The organism is Saccharopolyspora hordei, assembly GCF_013410345.1.
In the GTDB taxonomy this organism is placed as follows: domain Bacteria; phylum Actinomycetota; class Actinomycetes; order Mycobacteriales; family Pseudonocardiaceae; genus Saccharopolyspora; species Saccharopolyspora hordei.
In genome coordinates, this window is record NZ_JACCFJ010000001.1 from 3,436,588 (window position 1) to 3,454,091 (window position 17,504).

The 17,504-nt window shown below is 73.2% G+C and carries 11 protein-coding genes; 6 read left to right on the forward strand and 5 right to left on the reverse strand.

Annotated features, from left to right (window positions below; genetic code table 11):
- Positions 1-31: 31 nt before the first annotated feature.
- Positions 32-2,698, reverse strand: a complete 2,667-nt coding sequence (locus HNR68_RS15720) for a sugar-binding protein (RefSeq protein ID WP_179721733.1) — start codon at positions 2,696-2,698, stop codon at positions 32-34.
- A 336-nt stretch (positions 2,699-3,034) separates the two neighbouring features.
- On the opposite strand from HNR68_RS15720, the gene HNR68_RS15725 reads away from it, so the two are divergent.
- From HNR68_RS15725 to fxsT, 5 genes are all read left to right on the forward strand, one after another.
- The gene (locus HNR68_RS15725) at positions 3,035-3,736 is read left to right on the forward strand and encodes a Crp/Fnr family transcriptional regulator (RefSeq protein ID WP_179721736.1); all 702 of its coding nucleotides are present in this window, start codon (positions 3,035-3,037) and stop codon (positions 3,734-3,736) included.
- A gap of 128 nt (positions 3,737-3,864) precedes the next feature.
- On the forward strand, positions 3,865-4,134 hold the full coding sequence (locus HNR68_RS15730) for a hypothetical protein (RefSeq protein ID WP_179721738.1): 270 nt from the start codon (positions 3,865-3,867) through the stop codon (positions 4,132-4,134).
- A gap of 269 nt (positions 4,135-4,403) precedes the next feature.
- Positions 4,404-6,167: a VMAP-C domain-containing protein gene (locus tag HNR68_RS15735; protein ID WP_179721741.1), complete on the forward strand. Its 1,764-nt coding sequence runs from the start codon at positions 4,404-4,406 to the stop codon at positions 6,165-6,167.
- A gap of 21 nt (positions 6,168-6,188) precedes the next feature.
- Positions 6,189-7,304: an AAA family ATPase gene (locus HNR68_RS15740; RefSeq protein ID WP_179721744.1), complete on the forward strand. Its 1,116-nt coding sequence runs from the start codon at positions 6,189-6,191 to the stop codon at positions 7,302-7,304.
- Positions 7,305-7,377: 73 nt separating this feature from the next.
- Positions 7,378-11,751, forward strand: coding sequence for an FxSxx-COOH system tetratricopeptide repeat protein (fxsT, locus tag HNR68_RS15745; RefSeq protein ID WP_246330461.1), 4,374 nt, complete (start codon positions 7,378-7,380; stop codon positions 11,749-11,751).
- Between the two features lie 19 nt (positions 11,752-11,770).
- Here the strand turns inward: fxsT and HNR68_RS26850 are convergent, their stop codons facing one another.
- The 3 genes from HNR68_RS26850 to HNR68_RS15760 all read right to left on the reverse strand — a co-directional run bounded on the left by HNR68_RS26850 (position 11,771) and on the right by HNR68_RS15760 (position 14,723).
- Entirely contained in the window at positions 11,771-13,606 is a 1,836-nt protein-coding gene (locus HNR68_RS26850) for an aKG-HExxH-type peptide beta-hydroxylase (protein WP_179721747.1), read from the reverse strand.
- Between the two features lie 63 nt (positions 13,607-13,669).
- The gene (locus HNR68_RS15755) at positions 13,670-13,867 is read right to left on the reverse strand and encodes a hypothetical protein (RefSeq protein ID WP_179721750.1); all 198 of its coding nucleotides are present in this window, start codon (positions 13,865-13,867) and stop codon (positions 13,670-13,672) included.
- A 256-nt stretch (positions 13,868-14,123) separates the two neighbouring features.
- Positions 14,124-14,723: a TetR/AcrR family transcriptional regulator gene (locus HNR68_RS15760; RefSeq protein WP_179721753.1), complete on the reverse strand. Its 600-nt coding sequence runs from the start codon at positions 14,721-14,723 to the stop codon at positions 14,124-14,126.
- Positions 14,724-14,765: 42 nt separating this feature from the next.
- Here HNR68_RS15760 and HNR68_RS15765 point away from each other — a divergent pair, with 42 nt between their 5' ends.
- Positions 14,766-16,169, forward strand: a complete 1,404-nt coding sequence (locus HNR68_RS15765; RefSeq protein ID WP_179721755.1) for an amidase — start codon at positions 14,766-14,768, stop codon at positions 16,167-16,169.
- A gap of 18 nt (positions 16,170-16,187) precedes the next feature.
- Here the strand turns inward: HNR68_RS15765 and HNR68_RS15770 are convergent, their stop codons facing one another.
- Positions 16,188-17,027: a metallophosphoesterase family protein gene (locus tag HNR68_RS15770; protein ID WP_179721758.1), complete on the reverse strand. Its 840-nt coding sequence runs from the start codon at positions 17,025-17,027 to the stop codon at positions 16,188-16,190.
- Positions 17,028-17,504 lie beyond the last annotated feature (477 nt).

Genomic DNA, 17,504 nt, shown 5'->3' on the forward strand with positions numbered 1-17,504 from the left:
GTGTCGCTCCGCGGCCGCCCGTCCGCACCCGCTAGGGCCGGCGGACCTCAGCGGCGGACGCCGCAGTGGCCCCGTCCGGCCCGGCGAACCCGGCCAGGACCCTCGCCGGGGTGCCCTCCGGCACCGCGATCGGCACGCTCCGCTCGCCGCGCTCGGCGACGTCGACCTGCCGGTCCGCGAGGACCGCGCCGTCCGCGTCCAGCACGAACAGGTGGACCCGGCCCGGGCCGTGCACGTCCACCCGGGCGTGCACCTCGCCCTGGTGCGCCTGCGCCCCGACCACCCGGGCCGCCGCGTCACCGGCCGGGGCCGCGCCGCCGAGCGCGGTGCCCGACCGGACCGCCTGCGCGAGGCTCGCCGGGGAGTCCACCGAGGACAGCGCGTCCAGCGGGAGCACCGGAGCAGGAGCCGGGGTGGGCTGCTCCGCGGGCCGGTCCTGGAGGACCGCCCGGCCCCAGCGGTACGGGTCGCCCTGCACGCCGGCCCAGGTGGACCAGCCGATCCGCGACTGGCCGGTCAGGTCCGGGGTGTCGGAGTCGTAGACCAGCACGTCGACCCCCAGCCGCTGGGGATCGACGGACCCGGGCAGCACCTGCAGCGGGATCGCCAGCTCGACGGTGTAGCCGCCGTCGCGCAGCGTGGACGCCACCTCGACGCCGGGCGCGGTCTCCTCACCCGGGCCCTGGTGGTTGTCGGCGTCCCTGGCGAAGCACGGCGTCCCGGCGCCCGCGGTGACCGGCAGCACCGCGAGCTTGAACGTGCTCGAGGTGTTCTCCGAGTCCGCCCGCGGGTCGAGGGCGATCTCGACGGCGTCCGTGCGCCAGTGCCGCTTGCAGTCGTCGGGGGACAGCACCGCGCCCTGCTGGTCGTCCACCACGTCGACCAGGGCGTGCAGCGTGTCGCCGTGCCACGACAACCACGCGGTGGCGGCGCAGTCCGGGGCGGTGCACTCCTCGCCCTCCCACAGCGACGACACGTCGAGCGGGGCGCCCGGGTACTCCTGCGGCCCGGCTTCGCCGTCCACCACCGGCGGCACCTCAGCCCGCGGGACGGTCGTGGCCGGGACCAGTTCCAGGGCGGCGCTGCTCGTCGCGGTCGTGCCGTCGTCGGCACGGGTGGTCAGCGTGTAGCGGTGATCGCCGCCCCGTGAGCCGGTGGGCATCGTGGGATCCGTGCTGCGGACCGGGAAGGTGAGCACCGCCTCCTGACCGGGAGCGAGGCCGGTGAAGCGCTGCGTGGCCTCCAGCACCTCGAAACCGCGCGGTGGGGCGAACTCCACCTCGCCGGACCGCCTCTGGTCGCTGTGGTTGCGCACGACCACCCGGACGTCCTGCGTCCCGAGGGCGGGGACGGTCTGGACGGGCGGGACCTCGTCCTGCAGCAGCGGGAAGCCGGAACGGGCCGCCCACCGCTGGAACTCCGCCACACCCGGCAGCGGTGCCTGGTCGGCGACCACCGGGGGCACGACGTCGACGCGCAGCTCGCTCTCGCCGCGCCCCTGCGGGGTCTCCACCCGGACCGGGACCGGGACCCGTCCGGCCCGCTCCCGGTCGGGGACCACCACGGACAGGTCCACGCGGGCCGCCGTCCCCGGCGCCAGTGGCCCGAACACGCCGTCGCCCTCGACGTCCCAGCCCGGCGGCACGTCCAGCGTGACGCGGCCCCCGTGCAACGCCCCGTCCGGCGGTGCGGTCACCTCGACGTGGACCTCGGTGCGCTGCCCGGGGGTGAGGCGCTGGCTGGCGGCGGTGGCGGCCAGCCCGGTGCCGACCGGCAACCCGCCGGGCACGGGCAGCAGCGCGCCGAGCAGGGGTGCGTCCGCGCCCTGCGCCCCCGGGACGTGCGGTGCGCGGTCGGCGAGCACGGTCAGGTGGTCGCAGCCCACCTGCGCGGGATCGTCCGGGACGTCCGGTCGGGACGCCCAGCCCTGGCTGCGGTACTCGCGCTCGGCCAGGCGCTCCCGCTGCTCCCAGTTGGTGTTCCCGTCGAGACCGTGCACGTGGTGCTCCGGACCGACGGATGTGGGCGGGGTGGTGCGCTGTTCGCAGTCCGGACCGGTGACCTCCTCCTCCGCTCCGGCCGCGTTGGACAGCACCCGCCGCACCGACCAGGGCGCCAGCCCTTCCTGCTGGAGCTGCTCGGGGAACGCCGCCGGGTCGGCGGCCCGGTGGTAGGCCTCGAGCGCCAACCGGGCGGCGTACTGGTGGTTCCCGTGGTTGCCCGGAGTGGGGGCCGGGTCCATCGTGACCACGACCTCGGGTCGGGTCTGCCGCACGACGCGGACCAGCTTGGCCAGCACGTCGTCGTGGTCCCAGGCTTGCTCGGTCAGCGGTGCGCTCACCGTGTAGTAGAGGTCGGGCTCGTCGAGGTTGTGGACGTCGGTGATGCCGAGGGCGCCCACGGCGCGCCGCTCCTCGTCCTCGCGCAGCAGGCCGAGCGCCGGCCCTTCCTCCGGGCCGACGGCGTTGCCGCCGCCTTCTCCGCGGGTGATGGTCACGACGCCGGTGCTGATCTGGTGGTCGTGCCGCCAGCGACCGAACGTCGACAGCAGGGAGGCCTCGTCGTCGGGGTGCGCGCCGACGAAGAGGGCGTCGAGGTCGGGCGCGGGGACCGGGTGCGCGACGCCGGTCGGCGCCAGGACTCCGGCACCGAGCGCCGCCGCGACCGCGATGACCGAACCGGGACGAACTGCGGGCACCGATCCACTCCTCGGGTAGGACGATCATGCGCACCTGAGCCTGGCACGGCTCCCGATCACCGCGCAGCCGAGCACACCCGGAAGCAGGGGGACTCCCACCGTCCGGGACGACGAGCCAGCACAGTTCAACTGCCTCGATCGCTTCAGATTGGAGTGAAATCAATCCCGACCGGAGGTGCCGCAGAAGTCGGTGTGTCACCCGAAGACCGGCTCCGGAGCCGCCGTTCGGCGGACCGCCACCCGGCTGCGCGCAGGCGGCTCCCCGGCGGTTGCCGGACGTCGTGAAGATCGGCAAGCTGATCACTCCGAGGCCACGACGCGACCCCGGGGGTGGGCATGGGCGGCACCCACGCCCGCGCCGACGACCGTCGGCATCCGTTCCACGGCACGTTCTGGGCGATGCTGCAGCCACCGGAGCGGGACCTGGTGCGGGGAGCGGGTGCGGTCCGGCGGTTCGCGCCCGGCGAATCCCTCTGCAGGCAAGGCGATTCCTCCCAGCACGTCTACGTCCTGCTCGCGGGCAGCCTCGAGATCGTCACGGACGTCCGCACCGGTTACGAGAGCGTGCTCGCCGTTCGCGGACCCGGTGACATCGTCGGAGAACTCGCCGCGGTGGACGGCAGACCGCGGTCGGCGACGATGCGGGCGCTCGAACACGTGGAGGCCCTCGTCGTCCCCGCCGAGCGGTTCGCCGCGCTGTGCCAGTCGAGGCCGGGGCCCGCGTGGGCGCTGCTGCTCGTCGTCACCGGCCGGTTGCGGGAGCTCAGCCAGCAGCACGCGGACCACGGCGGCCGCCCCGTCCTGCAGCGGCTGGTCGCGCTGCTGCTCGACCTCGCCGGTCGCTACGGCGTGGCCGCGGGGAGCGCTGTCACCATCGCGATACCGATCACGCAGAAGAGCATGGCCGGACTCATCTCGGCCTCCCGGGAATCGGTGGTGCGGGTGCTGGCCGACCTGCGCCGGCGGCGCCTGGTCACGACGGCTCGCCGGCGGTTGACGATCCTCCGCCCGGACGCCCTCGAACAGCTCCTGTCGTGAACTCGCCGCGGTGCGGCGGATCCCCAACTCCGTGCAATTGCAGCTGAATGAGTCACCTGACGCACTGCGCGGCGGAGAACTGCCGTACACGTGAGGTCATCGCCCTCGTGCGGAGGAGGTTGACGACCATGACGAAGACTCGTTCACCGCAGCGGAACCTGGCCGGCGTCCCGCGGACCACGACGGTGCCGACCGCAGTCGCGCCGGAACGCCCGAGCCGGTGGTGGGACCGGCCGTCGCTGGTGCTCAGCGTCGTGTTCAGCGTCGTCCAGGTGTGGGCGCTGGTCGTCGTGCTGGTGTCGGTGCAGCCCGAAGGCGCGGTCCGCGTGGCCCTGGCCTGCGTGATGGCCGCCGCCGTCCTGGCGGTCATGTCGGCGTGGGGGAGGGCGCGCACCTAGCGGGAGCTCCTGGGGGTCACCGGCGACACCGCCGGGCGGGCGGGAAGCGGCGCCTCTCCGCGCCGCTTCCCGCCCGTGTGCGTGGTGACCGCCCCCAGCCGGGCCACCAGGACGAAGATCAGAAAAGATCACTCGCGGGAGGGCGTTCGCGTACAGTACCTCCGAGATACCGGGTGACAGCGGTGCGATGTCCCGGGGCAGGCCACCAGCGACGACGGTGGCCTTCGGCGGGGCGGCGTGCGGGTATCGCGGTGCTGGGAGGGGGTCTCATGCCGCTGTACTCAGAAGCGCTCTACCGGAGCATCGTGCTGGTGGACGTCGCTCGTTTCACCGACCCGCGGCGGTCGTTCCAAGACCAGGTCGCCGTGCACCGGAGCCTCGCGGAGTTGCTGGAGCGAGCGTTCGACGACGCCGGCGTGGAGTGGTGCTCCTGCTACGTGGAAGACCGTGGTGACGGGAAGATGATCCTGGTACCGCCCGAGGTGCCCCAGTCCCGGTTGGTGGACAACCTGGGCAGCCGCCTGCTCGCGGAACTCCGCAGGCACAACGCGGTGCACTCCGACGCGGCGGCGATGCAGCTGCGGGTCGCGCTGCACGCCGGGAACGTCGCGCGGAGCTCCAACGGCACGGTCAGCCCGGCGATCAACTTCGCGTCCCGGCTCCTCGACGCGCCCGACGCGAAGGCCCGGTTGGCGCGAACGGGGAGCACACTGGCGCTGATCGCCTCGGAGGAGTTCTACCGCGACGTCATCAAGCACGACCACGCCGCCGAACCCGACGAGTTCCGGCAGATCCCGGTGGAGGTCAAGGAGACCAGCGCGGTCGCGTGGTTGCGGCTCTTCGGGGCCACGACCGCCGAAGCCGTGCCCGCGCCGTCTCGCGAGGTGCTCGACCTGCTGCCGTCCGGTGACCTGGAGGAGCTGCGGGACCCGCTGGAGCACCTCCACGTCCCACAACTGCCGACGCTGGTGCACCGCGCGGCCGGGCCGGGTGTTCTGCCCCAGCCTCCGGACGCGAACCCGTGGCAGGTGCTCAAGTACCTGGCGGACGTCAACGCCGGTGCGGACGGGTTCCCGCCGGCGCTGGCGTTCGTCGAGCTCCTGGCTCGGCAGGTCGCCGACAGTGCGGTGCGCACCAAGCTCGCGGAGTGGAGCGACCGGCAGGCGCGGCGGCTGCAGCTGGAAGCCCGGCTGGAGGAGTTCCGGGCGACGCACGCCCGGCCCGTTCCCGCCGACGCGCGGCTGCACCTGATGATCGTGATCCAGCACGACGGCCTCGACCCGGAGCTCTTCACGGTCTCGCACTGGCGGCAGGACGACCCCGCGGAGTGGCCACCAGCGCGCGGGCACGACCGCAGTGCCCGCATCGACGAGATCGAGCGGCACGTCGACGAGCTGGTGGTCGAAGCCGAGCGGGCCTGGTGCGGGCACACGGGCTCGGTGGCGCTGGAGGTCGTGCTGCCGAGGGCGCTGCTGAACCTGCCGGTCCACCTGTGGCACAAGGAGCACGACACCGGGATGCCGCGCCCGCTGTGCCTGGACTACCCGATCACCGTGCGGTCGCTGGAGCGGATGAGGTCCCCGCACTGGCACCGGATGTGGAACCGGAGGTGGCGGACGCTGTGGGAAGATCCGCGGAGCGCGGTGGTGCACTACGCCCGCCCCGCTCGCCCGGACAACCCGCACGCCCTCGACGCCGCGCTGGAGCGCGACCAGCGGTGCGCGGCGATCCTGCTCACCGCCGCGCCGTCGCGGGAACCGCGGCGTGGCGACCAGTTGATCTCCGCGTTGCGCGCGGGGCTGCCGGCGGTGTTCTGGCACCGCACCGACGCGGAGCCGGAGCGCGTGCGGGAAGTCGTGGAGTGGTTGGCCGAGGAGGGCGGCTTGACGGAACTGCCGGACCGGACGCACGCCGTCCGGCGGGACGCGCACCTCGACGCGCCGACCCGGTTCGACAGCAAGGTGGTACAAGAACTGGTGGTCCTGTGGGATGATCCGGACCGTTTGGTCGATCCCGAGGAGCTCGCTGGCTAGGCCGGGAGGGACACCGCGGAGATGAGCATCGACGAGCAACCCGACAACGACTCGTCGCGTGAGCGGTCGGCGGGCTTCGGAACGCCCGACTGGTGGATCTACCGGGGAACCGGCCGTCCGTTGCCGGACGTCCGGTTGACCGATCTCCTCCCCGCTCCACCGCCGTGGCGGGACTTCCGCGGCGGCCCGCTGCCCGAGCGCGACGCCCCGCCGCCCGACGACGGCGAGGCGCGGCGTCGGCTGGGTGCGGAATCGCACCTCTCCGAACGGGACGTCGACCCGCACGAGGTCGACATGGTGAACGCCGCGCTGTACCTGCGCCGTCCGCTGCTGGTGACCGGTCGGCCCGGCACCGGCAAGTCCAGCCTGGCCTTCCGGATCGCCCGCGAGCTCAACCTCGGTCGCGTGCTCCGGTGGCCGATCACCAGTCGCACCACGCTGAAGTCGGGCTTGTACGCCTACGACGCCATCGGTCGCGCGCAGGCCGCCGCGACCCGGCAAGCGCTGGCGCGGTGGGGCCCGGACCCCGATCGCCCGCTGCCGGACGCGGAACCGCCGGTGGGTGACTTCGTGCGCCTGGGGCCGCTGGGCACGGCGTTCCTGCCGACCGAGCTGCCGCGCGTGCTGCTCATCGACGAGCTCGACAAGAGCGACGTGGACCTGCCGAACGACCTGCTCAGCATCTTCGAGGACGGCCAGTTCACCATCCCGGAGCTGGAGCGGGTGCGGGACCGGTCGCCTGAGGTGTCGGTGCTGACCGACGATCCCGGTGCCACGGCCACCGTGGTCGACGGCCGCGTGAGCTGCCGGGCGTTCCCGGTCGTGGTGATCACCAGCAACGGGGAGCGGGAGTTCCCGGAGGCGTTCCTGCGCCGCTGTCTCCGGCTGACGATCAAGGAACCGGACGCCGAGCAGCTCGCCGCGATGGTCGCCGCTCATCTGTCCGGCACCGACGACGAGCAGCGACGGCGGATGATCCAGGAGTTCCTCGACCGCGGGGCCGAGGGTGGCGGCCTGCCGGCCGACAAGCTCTTGGACGCGTTGTACTTGGCGACGTCGGGCACCTACCGCGGCGACGACGAGTCGTGGGCGCGGTTGCGCGACGCGCTGTGGCGGCAACTCACCCCGGCCACGTGACGTGCGGGGCGGGGATGGCGGTGGAGCGGTCGGGCCGGTCGGCCCGGCCGCTCCGAACGGTTCCGCACCGGCGTTGGGGACGAGCGACCTCAGCTGGATGGAGGTCGCCGACGCGCTCTGGCTGACGGCTGCCACCCAGTTCGCCTGGGGCAGGTACCGCACCGGTGACGTGGAGCAGCGGCCCGACGAGCAGGACCCGGAACCGGCGCTGGCAGCCGTGGGATCCCCGCACGAGCCGGACCGCCCGGAGCCGCCGCTCGAACCGCCGCCGAGCGCGAGCGAGGACGACACCGACGCCTCGGCGCGGACCGTCGCTGAGCCGGACGCGGACGTGCCGGCGTCCGACGGACGCAGCGCGCGACCGTGCCCGGCTGAGGTGGTCAGCGTGCCGGCGGAGCCCCGCCGGCCGGCGCCGGGACCGAACGTCGTCCGGGCGCTCCGCCCGTTCAAGCAGGAAGTCCGTTCCCCGCACGACGAAGACGCACTCCTCGACGAGGACCTGACCGCGGAGCGCGCGGCTGAAGACGGGTTGTGGTTGCCGATGACCCGACCGGGCACGACGCGGTGGCTCGACCTGACACTGGTCGTGGACACCCATCCGTCGATGGCGCTGTGGCGCTCGACGATCACCGAGTTCACCCGGGCGCTGGAACGGCTCGGCGCCTTCCGATCGATTCAGCGGCGATCGCTGGACACCACCGGCGACACGCCGGTGCTGCGCGGCGGTTCCGCACGGACCCCGGTGCGCGACCCGGCAGAGCTGATCGACCCGTCGGGACGGCGGGTCGTCCTCGTCCTCACCGACGGGGTCGGTGCCTGCTGGCGACGTGGTTCGGTCGAGCCACTGCTGGCGCGGTGGGGCGCCTCGATGTCCGTGGCGGTGGCGCACCTGCTGCCGCAGCGGCTCTGGCGGCGCGGCGGGATGCGACCGCACCGCGCCAAGGTGACCACGCCGCGGCCGGTGGCCCCGAACCGGCAGTGGTGGGTGGAACTGCCCGACGCGTGGCTGGAACCTGACCCGTCGCCACCGCCCGGCTCGGTGGCGGTCCCGGTCCTGGAGCTGGAGACGCGGTGGCTCTCCCGGTGGGCGCAGCTGGTCACCGGCCATCGCGGGCGGTCCGCGGACGCCGTGGTGCTGCTGGCGAGTGGCGAGCGGGCGGAGACTCCGGCACCGACCGAGGGCAGGGCGGGGTCGCCGCGGCAGCGGGTGATGCGCTTCCTCAGCACGGCGTCGCCGCCCGCCTTCCGGCTCGCCACGCTGCTCGCCGCGGTCCCGGTGAGCGTTCCCGTCGCGCGGGCGATCCAGCACGAGCTGGTGCCGGGATCAGGACCCGACGACCTCGCCGAGGTGCTCACCAGCGACCTGCTGCGCCCGGTCGACGGGTCGGCGGCGGGAGGCTGGGAGGACGCCACGTTCGCCTTCGACCAGCCGGTCCGAGAGCTGTTGCTCAGCGGCGCGCGGCGCTCGGAGACCGCGCGGGCACTCCACATCGTCGCCGAGGAGTTCGGTGACCGCGTCACCGGCGTGCGGCACCTCACCGAGGTGCTGTCCGATCCCGACCACGCCCCGGAGTCGGGGGTGGAAGCCGATCCCGCGATCGAGCGCACCGTGCTGCGCGCCCTCTCCGGGCCGTACCTGGCCCGCGCGCGCCGATCGGTGCCGGGCGGCGACACCGGGCCACCTACACCTTCGGTGGAAGGACGCTTCAGCCCTCCGAGTCCGCAGGCCGATGGAACCGTGGGTACACATGAGACAACGGCGAGTGGGGACATGTCAGTTCAGAGCACTGGATCACCGAACGGCACGGGTTCAGCGGACGCACCGCAGTCGTCGCCTCGCCCCGCCGACACCGTGCGGGCGGTCCCGACTCCGTCCGCTGAGGACACAACCGCCCCCGCGGACCCGTTCACCCCACCGTCCACAGTGACCGCCCGCATCCTCCGCGAGCGGCAGATGGACGACGTGCCACCGATCTGGGGTGACGTGCCACCGCGCAACCCGATCTTCACCGGTCGCGAGGAGCCGCTGGCTGAGCTGGAGGCGCGGCTGAAGGACGCCGGCACCACCGCCATCCTGCCCTCGACGCTGCACGGCATGAGCGGCATCGGCAAGACCCAGATCGCCGTCGAGTACATCTACCGGCACCTCGCGGACTACGACCTGGTGTGGTGGGTCCAAGCAGGACAGCGGTCGCAGATCCGCGCCGGCCTGACCGAACTGGCGCAGGCGCTGCAGCTGCCGGGCAGCTCCGAAGCCCACACGGCCGTGCCCGCGGTGCGCGAAGCGCTGCGCTGCGGGCACCCGATCCGCCGGTGGCTGCTGGTGTTCGACGCCGCGGAGAGCCCGGAGGACGTGCGCCCGTTCTTCCCCGCCAACGGGCCGGGCGAGATCATCATCACCTCGCGGAACCCGGACTGGGCCGAGGTGGCCCGCCCGTTGGAGGTCAACCTCTTCGAGCGGTCCGAGAGCAAGGCGTTGCTGCGCAGCCGCGGCCCGGAGATCACCGAGGAGGAGGCCGACGCGCTGGCCGAGAAGCTCGGTGACCTGCCGCTGGCGATCGCCCAGGCGGCCGCCTGGCGGGCGGAGACCGGGATGACGGTCAGCGAGTACCTCCGGGTGTTCGACGAGAAGGTCGCCGAGATCCTCGACGTGTCGGCGCCCAACGACTACGAGGTCTCGCTGGCCGCGGCCTGGAACGTCTCGCTGGACCAGCTGGAGTCCCGGAACCCCGCCGCCTACCAGCTGCTGCAGGTGTGCGCGTTCTTCGACCCGGAACCAATCCCGCGCAGCCTGTTCTCCGGCGGGCGGGGTACCGCGGTCGCGCCCGAGCTGGACGCCGCCCTGCGCGACCCGATCCGGCTCGGGCGCGCCATCCGCGACATCAACCGGTTCGGGCTGGCCAAGATCGACCACCGCAGCGACACGCTGCAGCTGCACCGGCTGGTCCAGCTCGTCCTCCGCGACCGGATGTCACCGCAGCGCCAGACCGAGATGCGTCACGGTGCGCACCTGCTGCTGGCCAACTCGAACCCGGGCAGCCCCAGCGATCCCGTCCAGTGGCCCCGCTTCAAGGCGATCCTGCCGCACGCCTACGCGTCGAACGTGCTGGAGTGCGACGACCCGTGGGTGCGCCAGATGGTCGTCGACCTGATGGTGTACCTGTTCTTCTGGGGTGACCACCAGGAGAGCGTCGCGCTGGGCGAGAGGGCGATGAAGGCGTGGTCGGCGAAGCTGGAGGAGACCGACCCGCAGCTGCTCCAGGTCGCCGGACTGCTCGGCCCGTACCTGTGCACCTTGGGCCGCTACGCGGAGGCAGCGGAGCTCAACCAGCGGACCCTGGCGCTGCGTCGGCAGGTCTCGGGGGACAACAGCGAGGAGACGTTGAGCGCGCAGCTCAGCGTCGCCTACGACCTCAAGGCCAAGGGCGACTACCTGCGCGCCCGGGAGCTGAACGAGGAGGTCTACCACAAGGCCAAGACGCTCTACGGCGAGGACGACCCGGTCACGCTGAGCGCTGCGCACGACCTGGCCGTCACGCTGCGGTTGCTCGGGGAGTACCGGCGGGCGCGGGACCTGGGGGAGGTGACCCACCACCGGCAGGGCGTGGTCCGCGGGTTCGACAGCCCGAACGCGGTGAACTCGCTCGGCGGGTACATCCTGGACCGCCTGGAGCTGGGCGACTACGCCTGGGCGCACGCCGAGCTGGAGCGGTTGCTGGAGCGGTGCCAGAAGCTGTTCGGCAAGGACAAGGCGATCACCCTGTACCGCCAACACCGGTTGGCCATCGCCACCCGGAAGAACGGCGACCACCAGGGCGCGTTGAAGCTCTCGAGGCAGGCGCTGGAGCTGTACCGGTACCGCTACGGCGTCGACCACCCGAGCACCCTCGGCTGTGCCATCTCGCACTCCATCGATCTGCGGCAGACCGGTGACCTCAAGGCGGCGCGCGAGCTCGGCGAGGACACCTTCAACCGGTACCGGCGCAGCCTCGGGGAGAACCACCCGCACACGCTGGCGGCCGCGATCGACCTGGCGGTCACCTTGCGGCTGCTCGGGGAGGTGGGCAGCGCGCGGCAGCTCGACGAGCGTGCCGTCGAGCAGCTCCGCGCGCAGTTCGGCCCGGACCAGGCACACGCGGTGATCGCGACGATCAACCTGGCCAGTGACGTGGCCGCGCTGGGCGACATCGAGACAGCCCTGCAGCTGGGCAGGGAGGCGGCGCAGCGGGCGGAGCGGGTCTTCGGTGCCGACCACCCCACCACGATCGCGGCCGACCACAACGTCGTCCTGGACTTGCGTGCTGCGGGCGAGGGGGAGCAGGCCGAGGCCGAGCGCAGCGAGGTCCTCGCCCGCTTCCGCCGGGCGCTGGGCGAGAGCCACCCGGCGGTGGTGGCCGCGACCCGGGGCGTGCGGGCCAACTGCGACATCGACCCCGCGCCGCTGTGATCCCGGTGGCGGGCGTGGATCAGGTCAGGAAGCGCCCGATCCAGTCGGCCAGCTCGTCCGGGGCGACCTCGCTGGTCGCCTCGGACCGGACCCGCCGGTGCACTGCCCGGACCAGTTCCGGGCAGCTCAGCAGTGCCCGCGCGGCCGCGTGCGCACCGAGCCCGGACAGGGCCAGGCCGAGCCCGATCCAGGAGGCCGGGCGGTCGGGGTCGGCGGCCAGTTCGGCGCGGTAACCGTCTGCGGCCTCGTCGAGCCGACCAGTGGCGTAGGCCAGGTCCGCCGGAGTGGCGTCGGGCACGTTCTGCCACGTCTCCTGCACGATTCCCGGCGCGTCCTCGAAGAACCTGAGCCGCACGAGGTCGAGCCGCGCCTGCGACCAGGGACCGTCGGAGACCGGGGTGGGTGCCCGGTCGTCGGTCACGCGGACACCGGTCAGGCGCCGGTGACCGGCCAGCCACGCGTCCGACACGGCCCGCACGGTTTCCGGGTCCGGGCGGACGTGCCGGATCCGCCAGCCGGCGTGGTGGTCGGTGACGAGCGCCCGGGCCTGCTCGGCGAGGTCGGCGGACACCGGTTCGTCCTGCCAGGGGCCGAGTTCGGCGGCGACGCCGTCGACGAACCGGCGCCCGGCATCGGTGAGCGCCGAGTCCTGCCGCAGGGCCTGCAGGGTCTCCCAGGTGCCGAGCCGCCAGTAGGCGAACTCGAACTCGGCGCGCCGGTTCTCCGGCGCCGGGCTCGCCTGCGCCAGCGCGCGCCAGAACATCGTGACGCCGAAGAACGCGTAAACGCCTTGCAGCACACCGGCCACCGGCCGCGGGTCGTCGCGCCACGGGGTGTGGAAGCGCAACCGCGGGTCGTCCTCGCGCAGCCGGATGAAGTGCAGCAGTCCGCCCAGGCGGATGTGCTGGAACTCGTGGACGAGCATGGCGGCCAACTCGTACCCGTCGACCGGTCGGCTGACGATGGCGCTGCCGAAGGCCTCGCCGGTGGAGGAGCTGGGCATGCGGAACGGCACGGCCGGGCGCGGCACCAGCGACTGCAGGCCGGCCCGCAGCGCCGGGGCCATCGCGGGGAGGTGCGTGCTGATCAGGCGCCAGGCATCGGCGAGCAACTCCCGCCAGGCGCGCACCTCCGCGTCGCTGAGCCGCTGCGGCAGGACCGGTTCGCGCAGGCCCCGATAGGGGTCGACGTCGTCCAGGTGCACCGAGAACGCCTGACCGCCGGACCGGACCGACACCTGCCGCAGCGGCCACCACCCCGGCGCCTCTGCGAACCGGTCTTCGGGCAGACGCACGCACGTGGCACCGCTGCGCACGTCGACGTTCGTGCCGTCGCTGCGCACCTCGGCGACCGAGAACGGTGCGTCCGCGGGCAGTCGGACCAGGCCGAGCGTCGGAAGGGCAGCACCGCCGTTCCACACCGGCACCGACGTCTCGAAAGGCAGGTTCGCGTGGATCGCCGCGGCCGCGGCGAGCGCGTGCACGTGGCCGACGTGCACCCACAACGGGCAGACCCCGGTCGTCTTGTGGTGGAGCAGGCGGGTGGTGTAGCCGGCCCAGCTACCGGTGTAGGGGTGCGCGAGCATGCGGTCGAGCACTCGCGGCGCACGCGCCTGGACCCGGGCCAAGATCTCCCAGGCGTGTTCGGGGGACGGCAGCGGCCCGCACTGTTCCGGGGTCTTGGCGACCTCGTCGACCAGGCCGCGGAGCAGCAGCAGCCGACGGCTGCGCTCGGCGCGACGCAGCTGGCGCACCGTGCGCGCACCGCCCGTGCTGCGGGCGATCTCGTCGAAGTCGGACCAGGAGAGGCGGTGTGGTGCGAAGCCTCCCGAGGCGTTCTCACTGCCGACGGGCACGGGTCCTCCTCCGGCGTACGGCGTTTCGCGAACCGGCAGGCACGCACAGCGCGCGGTGGTGCGTCAGTCCACTCGCTCGCCGCCTTCGCTGCTGCCGGACGGCGAAGTCATGCCGACGTCGGCGGTCTGCTGGACCACGTGCTGCAGTGAGCGGTGCAGTGCCCCGTCCTCGAGACTGCGCAGCTCCGGTAACGAGATCGCGCCGAGGTCGATGAGCTGTGATGCGACGCCGGGTTCGGCGTCGAGTGGAGAGAAAGTCATGATGACGACGGCTCCCTCGTGGTCGGCACGCGTTGGGTGAGCGCGTGTTCACATGATGTCTCCTCGCGCGAAGGATGTGAAGATCTCTGCCTTCCCGTGCCCCGTCGTGGTCACGCCACCGCACCAGCGGCAGCACGCTCGTTGCGCCGATGAGAGCCGTTCTCCTGGTCTGAACGGACGTCGCCACGCCGCGCCGGAACACCGGCTCGCGGTCGTCACGAGCCGAACTCCCGACCTCTGCGAGGACTTGGCGGGTTCAGCGCGAGTCCTCGCCGGAAGCCTGCGCCTTCCACGCGGCGAGGAGGAGTTCGTAGGCGTCGACCACGACGTCGTCGGCGATCTCCTCCGGGGACAGCAGCTTCTGGACCATCAGGCCGTCCTCGAGGGCGTGCACGATGAGGCCGAGGAACGCCGGGTCGGCCGGTGGGTGCGGCAGCTGGGCGCTGATGCCCGACGCGATGGCGTTGCGGGCGAGCCGCTCGCGCTCGGCGAGACGCGGGCGGAGCTCGGGGTTGCGCAGCACGTGCAGGACGAGTTCCAGGCGCAGCGCCAGCCACTGGTCGAGGTGTTCGGCGCGGTCGCGGTTGAACTGGCGCAGCGGCCCGAGCGTGCTGTGGTCGAGCGCGCGGACCTCGTCGAGCTCGCGCTGGGTCCGGCGCAGCAGCAGTTCGACGGCGATCTCGTGCTTGTCGGCGAAGTTGCCGTAGAACGCACCCCTGCTGTAGCCGGCGCGTTCGGCGATCTGCTCCACGGACGTCCCGCCGACGCCGCGTTCGGCGAACAGCTCCGCGGCCGCGTCGAGCAGTCGCTCGCGGGTCCGCTGCCGGCTCTGCTCCCGGGTGAGGCGCTCACTCATATTCAGTAGTGTATCCGGATACAGGTCTGTATCTTCGCTCGGATGTGGCACGAGGAGAGCGCGGCGGACCTGGCGAGGCTGGTGGCCTCGGGAGAGGTCAGCGCCGTCGAGGTGGTCGAGGCGCACCTGGCGCGGATCGAGGCGGTCAACCCCGCGGTGAACGCGGTGACCGCACTGCTCGCCGACGACGCGGTGGCCGCCGCCGAGGACGTCGACCGGCGGCGGGCCGCGGGGGAGCCGTTGGGGCCGCTGGCCGGGGTGCCGTTCACCGTGAAGGAGAACATCCACGTCGCCGGGTCGGCCACGACGATGGGCGTGCCCGCGCTGCGCGAGTTCGTGCCGTCGACGGACGCGCCACCGGTGCGCAGGTTGCGGGAGGCGGGCGCGATCCCGCTCGCCCGCACCAACCTCCCGGACCTGACGATCGCCGGCATGCACACCACGAGCACGCTGCACGGCGAGACCCGCAACCCCTGGGCACCGCACCGCCGCAGCCCGGGCGGCACCAGCGGTGGGGACGCGGTCGCCACGGCGACCGGGATGGTCCCGCTGGGGCTGGGCAACGACTCCGGTGGTTCGCTGCGCATCCCGGCGGCCTTCAACGGGGTCGCGTCGCTGAAGCCGAGCACCGGCCGCTACGCCGCGGACCACCGGTTGGGCGGGCAGGAACCGACGTTGGCCTCGCAGCTGTTCCCGGTGGACGGGCCGATCGCGCGGTCGGTCGCGGACCTGCGGCTGGTGCACCGGGTGCTCGCCGGTCACGACCCGGGAGACCCGCGGGCGGTGCCGGTGCCGCCCGAGCCGGCGCAGCCCGACCGGCTGGTGCGGGTCGGGCTCGCGGTCGACCCGTTCGGTCAGGGCGTGCACCCGTCGGTGCGGTCCGGGATCGAGGCGGCGGCGGACGCGCTGGTGGAGGCGGGCTACGTCGTCGAGGAGGTCGAGGTGCCCGCGCTGGAGGAGGCGCTGGAGGTCTACACAGGACTGATCAGCACCGAGTTCTCGTTGTCCTGGCCTGCGATCCGCACCCTGCTCAGCGAGACCAGTCGCCGGCACGTGGAACTCACCATCGAGCGGCAGCCCCCGCTGGACCTGGCCGGGTACATCGAGGCGACCGCGCGCCGGCTCGGCGCGCAGCGCGCGTGGGCGAAGTTCTCCGCGCGGTACCCGCTGCTGCTCGGTCCCGTCTCGACGGAGCTGCCACCGCCGCCGGAGGTGCCGACCGACCCCGACGAGCACGAGCGCGCGACCGCACCGGTGCGGTTGTGCACGGCCAGCACGCTGGTCGGGGTGCCCGCGGTCGCCGTCCCGGTGGGGGTGGACCACGGGCTCCCGCAGGGGGCCCAGATCATCGGCGCCACCTACCGGGAAGACCTCTGCCTCGCCGCGGCCGACGCCGTCGAGCAGCGCCTCGGCGTGCTGACCCCGATCGACCCGGTCCAGGCTTGACCCCGGACGCCGGTCGGATCAGGCCTCGGGGAAGACGGGGCGCAGGACGTCGTCCGGCAGGCCGCGGCGCTTCCACTCCCTCGGGTAGCCGATCGAGACCTCCTCGAAGCGGACCCCGTCGTGGACGGTGGTGCGCGGGATGTGCAGGTGCCCGTAGACCACCGCCGCCGCGCGGTGCCGCAGGTGCCAGTCGGCGGTGCGCACCGTCCCGCACCACTGCGCGAACTCCGGGTACCACAGCACGTCGGTGGGCTCGCGCACCAGCGGCCAGTGGTTGACCAGCACCGTCGGCAGCTCCGGGTCGCACTCGGCCAGGCGGCGTTCGGTGAGCTCCACCCGCGCCCGGCACCACGCGTCGCGCGTCGGGTAGGGGTCGGGGTGCAGCAGGTACTCGTCCGTGCACACCACCCTCGCCCGGCGCGCGATCTCCAGCCCCTCCTCCTTCGTCGACGCGCCTTCCGGGAGGAACGTGTAGTCGTAGAGCACGAACAGCGGCGCGACGGTGACCGGACCGCCCCGGCCGGTCCACACCGGGAACTCGTCCTCCGGCGTGACGACGCCGAGTTCGCGGCAGCGCCGCACCAGTTCGAGGTAGCGGGCTTCGCCGCGCAGCTGGAGGGGATCCTTCGGGGTGGTCCACAGGTCGTGGTTGCCCGGTACCCACACGACCTTCGCGAACCGCTCGGCGAGCAGGCCGAGCGCCCACTCGATGTCGTCGGAGCGTTCGGCGACGTCCCCGACGACCAGCAGCCAGTCCTGGTCGGTGCGGGGACGCAGGTCACGGACGATGTCGGCGTTCTCGGGCGTCGCGACGTGCAGGTCGCTGACGGCGAGCAGTTCACCGGTCGAGGGGCGCATGGGTCCGGACCGTATCCGATCTCGGCACCGCGCGGGAGCTGATCGCTCGTGCCCCCAGCTCAGGAGGCGACCGGGGAGGTGCGGTCCACCGGGGCCTGCGCGGCGACCCGTGTCCCGTCGGTCCGCACCGGCAGCGCGGCGGCCCGGTGCGCGACCGCGGGACCGAGCGCGCGGCGGTGAGGGAGACTCGGTGGTCACCTCGCCCGGCGGGTGCGCCGCCCCGGTGCCGAGCTGCTCCACCCGGTCCGCCCAGCAGTGCTGGTCGTAGACCTGGGGAGCACCTGCGCGGGGAGGCCGCCGTGGTGCACCACGGCGGCGGCCCGCGGGAACAGCGCGTGGTTCCTCGAGCGGGTGCACGAGAACACCGCCGCCGAACTCACGCGCCTGCGCACCGGCTCGCTCGGCGAGGACCGAGCGTGCGGGCACCGGAGCAGTCGGTGAACGGGTCGGAGGAAGCGGGCACCGTCGCCGTGCAAG